Source organism: Milkweed yellows phytoplasma str. MW1 (assembly GCF_000309485.1).
Lineage (GTDB): Bacteria > Bacillota_I > Bacilli_A > Acholeplasmatales > Acholeplasmataceae > Phytoplasma.
In genome coordinates this window covers 1-3,843 of sequence record NZ_AKIL01000015.1, presented here as the reverse complement: position 1 = coordinate 3,843, position 3,843 = coordinate 1, and the positions used below count along the sequence as shown (strand labels likewise).

1 protein-coding gene and 1 pseudogene are annotated in these 3,843 nt (G+C 27.6%); both read left to right on the top strand.

Annotation, left to right across the window (positions count from 1 at the left end; all coding sequences use genetic code 11):
- The first annotated feature begins 469 nt into the window (after positions 1-469).
- Positions 470-2,764, top strand: a complete 2,295-nt coding sequence (locus RI76_RS00390; protein WP_261974322.1) for an AAA family ATPase — start codon at positions 470-472, stop codon at positions 2,762-2,764.
- 317 nt (positions 2,765-3,081) lie between these two features.
- Positions 3,082-3,371, top strand: a pseudogene (locus RI76_RS03375) (hypothetical protein); the annotation flags it as partial.
- Between the last annotated feature and the right edge of the window lie 472 nt (positions 3,372-3,843).

Here is a 3,843-nt window from a genome sequence, read left to right as displayed (position 1 = left end):
ATATTTTAAATGATTTCTTATAATTTTATTATAAAGGATTTCTTTTTTTTATTTTTGGAAATAATTATTTTTTATTATTTATCAGTGTTTTTAACTCTTATAAAGTTGATAATAGGTTTAATTCGCTTGTTAAATAGTCTTTTTTGAACTCTTTGTGAAACTAAAAAAACACCCTTTAAAAGATTATTTTTCTAAAATAAAGTTTTTCAGGAATAAAAATTTTAAAGAATCTCCAAAGATAACCTAATATCTTTAAAAAATTTTTATAAGCGAAAAAAGGGATTAAAATTGTTAATAAAGTTCTTCTTTTTTATCATTTTCATAGTAAAAATAAAGGAGAAAAAGGATAAAATATTATTGGATAATTGTTTTATATAATTATCATTCAAAAGAAAGGTTTTATCAACTCACGTCAAATAATAATTCCTCAAGATTATATTTTAATAAATTCATCATTATCAAAACATTATTGATTTTATGCCTTAGTGTTTTATTTTTTTTTCATCCCCACAAAGTATTCTCTTTTAGGGGGGTACCGATTTCTAGAGCACTTTTTACTATAAACAAGATTAGATCGTCTTTTTCTAAAATTAAAAAAACCAAATTTATTCCCAAAAATAGAGTCACAAGAAGAACTAAACCTTTTTTATCTTCTAAACAAGAAACTGCAGGAATGATGTTAAATATCCACGATATTATTCCTGATATAGACCATTTATTAACAGAAATGGTCTTGAATTTTTCGGAAGAAGTAGTATCCGCCGTTTCTCTTGTATTTCAAGAGGCCAAACAAAACTGGCAAAAATTTATAACTAGTGTTCCGACAGACAATAAAGAATATTTAGAAAAGATCGTCTTTCCTTTATATCGTCTTCACAATGCAGTTATTTTTCACCTTGTTATGTCGCCTCAAAAAGTAAGAGAGCGCATTTTACCGACTTATAATGCTTTTTTAGCTAAAAATCAAAATTTATTTTTGCCAGTCTCTGTGCCCAAAATCACAGATGTTTATCTCAATCCTCTAGATCATGTCACTTTTAAAATGCAAGAATATTTAAACCAACGTCAATTCATAGTCCCTAATTTTAAAATAAACATCGCTAATCCTTCTTATAATGCTAATATTTTAAGTATGGAAAAAACGATCCCTTCTGTTTATCCTGATGTTTTAGGGGTTTATCTACATAAGACTTTTTTTTCCTTAGAAACCGAGGAAATAGATATAGAAAATTTATCTTTAGAAAATTCTATAGAAGAAATCGTAGTTTTCCGATCCGTCGCTTTTAAAGAAAGTTCTTTCTCTTGGAAGAAAGATATTATCAATCATACAATAGAAAAAAAGCTTTTATCACGTTATTTAGAACATTTTGTTAAATCAGAGGTTTTACCTACTGATGGTATTTTGTTATACGGCCAACGTACTGATGATAAGCAACAATTAGTGGAATTGATAGCGAAACAATTAAAAATACCTTTTTATTATGTTTCGGTTGATGCTTTATTTTTAAGTTTTCAACAGAAGAAAGATGATTCTGATTTAAACCAATTAGCTAGTCTTATTCCTTCTGAACGTTCTATTTTGTTCGTTGATAAAATGGATCTTTTTCCGCCTGAAGAACCTTTTATGACTCGTTTATTGACTGTTTTAAAAGAAATGCAACAAACACGTTCTTTTTTAATTATTGGCAACGTTAATCAATCAAAAAAGATGCAAAAACCTTTTTTTCCTGCATGTGAGAAACTTTTTGCCATTGATATACCTTTTAATTTATGGAATTTAGATGAAAGATATAAATTTATAAAAATAAAGGGTAAAAAAGTTTTAAAGGATGATTTATCTTTAATGCGTTATATTGCTGATAATACTGCAGATTGGGAGCACCAAGATTTAGAACATCTTTTAGACTTATTGTCCGTTTTTCACCAACAAACGTTGGAAAGAAAAACCACTTTAGAAAAAATCCAAGAAAGAATGCATTTTCTGAAACTGACTCGTCTTCATCCGGAATTATCTTGGCCAATATATCAAAAAAATATATTATTTCATCAAGCCGGTCATATTCTAGTCGAAATGGTTTTTAATCCTCCTCTAGGTGGTTCATCGAAAAAAGAGGTAGAAAAACAACCTCCAGCGGGTCCGAAAGTTTGTCATAATTGTTTAACTGTGTTAAATTCAGAAAAAGGAGGAAAAAATGTCGTTTGGCAAACGGATAATTTAATTCATCAAATTTTTTATTCTTTAAGTGGTACTATGGCAGAACAAACTCTATTGGATAACAAATATCAAAGTTTCCATGCTTCTGAAGATTTGCAGAAAGTACAACGATTGATAAAAGACTTGCAAAAACATCAAAAACCGGAATATAAGTGCTTTTTATCTCAAATAACTCCCCAAGAGGAAGATGAAGAGGAGTATTTAGGGATTCTAAATTTTTTTAAAGAACAAAGTAAAATTTTAATCCAAGCAAATAAGCCTCTTTTAGAAGAAATTATCCATGATTTAGAAAATGATCAACCTTTTGAAAGAGAAGAAACAATTCCTCTGGTGTTGCCGCCTTCTTTGCAAGAGAATAACCTTTTCAAAGTTAATAAATTAGAGACCATAATTCATCCATCAAAGAAAATAGATCCTCATCCGAACCTTTCCTTAGTTTCTGAAACAAAAGAAAAAAACATCTCTTCTTATCAAATTGTGGTTTGGACTATGGCTGCTTTAATCCCTCTTTTAAGTATTTACCTTCTTAAAAAAATTTTTAAAGCTTAAATAATGTTTTTTCTTTCGTTGATGAAACGACGAAAAAAGAACCTTTTTTACAATTTAGAACTCTTTTTCATCTTTTTAACTAACCCAAAAAATCTGCTTTTATTATGTTATAATTTCATTAAAAGAGGTAAAATGTGAATTTCTTTAAAATACAATTTATTAGTTTTTTAAAATTATTTAAAAATACACATTTAAAAGAAATTTTATAACAAAAGCAAAAAACAAACTTTTTTTAAGAACAATAATCGGACCTTTTACTTTTTGCAGAATAGAAAAACAGCCTAATCAAACGAAACTATTCATGAAGCAATTACTAAGCAGGTCATGCTGTTATTGGTTTAAAATTAGAACATGCATCTAAGGTCCAAAAAGTAACTATTATTCCGCGCGGAAATACAGATGGTTATAATTTTTAATGATGCCTGCTGAAAAAGAGACTCTTTTTTCTTCTAAAAACAGGATATTGGCGTAAATTACAACTTTTTTAGGCGGTAGAGCAGCCGAAGAATTAATGTTTGACGATATATCTAAAGGAAATTATAGCGATTTTAAATATGCTAACCAAATAGCGATTCAAATGGTCACTAAATTAGGAATGTCTGATTTAGTGACCTGTGCAAGATTCGGTTTTGTCGGATAAACAAGCTGTTGATGTAGAAATTAAAAAAAATAGTGAATGAATCGTTAGAAAAAACGCGTCAAATTATTGTTAAAATAAGTCTTTATTAGAAAAAATATCTCATGAATTGTTAGAAAAAGAAACCATTAACAAAGAATATTTGGAAAATTTACTATAATGAAACAACTTACAAACGTTTTTTCATTATAGTAAAAATGCTTTTTTTCTAGGGATGAAGATTTATCTGTTATTTAATAAGGTTTTTTAAGATTTTTTTTATTTGAAATCGTTAAAAAAACCATCATCAACAATTTTTATCATTAAAGATTAAAAGAGTCTAAAAAAACAACAAAAATACATTTTAAAAAAATATCTACAAAATATTTCAATCAGTTTTGCTTTAAAAAAGGCTAATACCGAGAGATAAATAATCAGTTCCCCTTTTAATTATGTTATAATT